Here is a 940-nt window from a genome sequence, read left to right on the forward strand (position 1 = left end):
GTCTGGTCGCTGGTGGTGGTGGCGGTGAGCTGGTCGGTCAGCCAGGCGGTGGGGACCAGCACCTGTTCGGTCCCGCGTCCGGTGGCGACCTCGACGAACCCGCCGTCCGCCGCCAGGCGCCGATCGGCGGCAGCCGCAACCGCGGCCGCAGTGGCGGACTCGTCGGTCGTTGCAGGCCGACCGCTGGCGGTCCGGTCCTCGCCGAGGGTCGGAGTCGTGGCGGCCGTCGCGGCAGCGGTCGAGATCGCACCGGCGGTCGAGTGCTCAGCGGGGATCGCGGGCTCGTCGCCGGTCGCAGGGTCAGCGGCCCCGGCGTCGGTCGCGGTGTCCTGATCGGCCGCGGCCGCGGTCTGGGCGGTGGAGGACTTGGCGCCCCTCGCCGCATGGACGGTTGCGAGCTCGGCGCCGGCCGCGGTCTGGGCGGCGGTCGGGGCGTTCGCGGATAGGGGCGTTGGTTCGTCGGTGGCGCCCGCGGCCTCATCTCCGGTCGCGGTACCGGGAGCAGCCGCGGGGACGGTGAGGGTGATGACGGTGGTGACCGTCGCCGACTGCATGACGAGGTCGATCAACGCTTGGGCGCGGGCGCGGTCGATCCGCTCGACGGCGCCGTCGGTGAGGAGCTGGTGGGCGCGGGTGTCGATCGCGGCCCACGCCTTCGCTGCCTGCTCGGAGGGGAACGACCCGTCCCACACGTCCACGCCCGGCTCGCCGACGCGGCGGCGCAGCCCGCACTCCTGCCGCGCACGCTGAGCTCGCTGGCGCAGCAGGTCGGGGCTGACCCTCGCGAGCAGCCGCCGGGTCCGCCGCCGCAACTGGACCCCGGTCTCGGACGCGAGGTGCTGACCGAGGGTGGCGATGACGGTCTCGGCGACCGGCGCCGGTGCCTCCTCCAGCTCGTGGGCGACGACCCCGGCGCGGTACCGGTCCAGGTCGCCGGTGC

At 75.9% G+C, this 940-nt stretch carries 1 pseudogene; it reads right to left on the minus strand.

Features of this window, described 5'->3' with window-relative positions:
* Positions 1-940: pseudogene (locus ACK8HX_RS17740) on the minus strand (hypothetical protein); the annotation flags it as partial.

This window comes from Oryzobacter faecalis, assembly GCF_046764005.1.
In the GTDB taxonomy this organism is placed as follows: domain Bacteria; phylum Actinomycetota; class Actinomycetes; order Actinomycetales; family Dermatophilaceae; genus Oryzobacter; species Oryzobacter faecalis.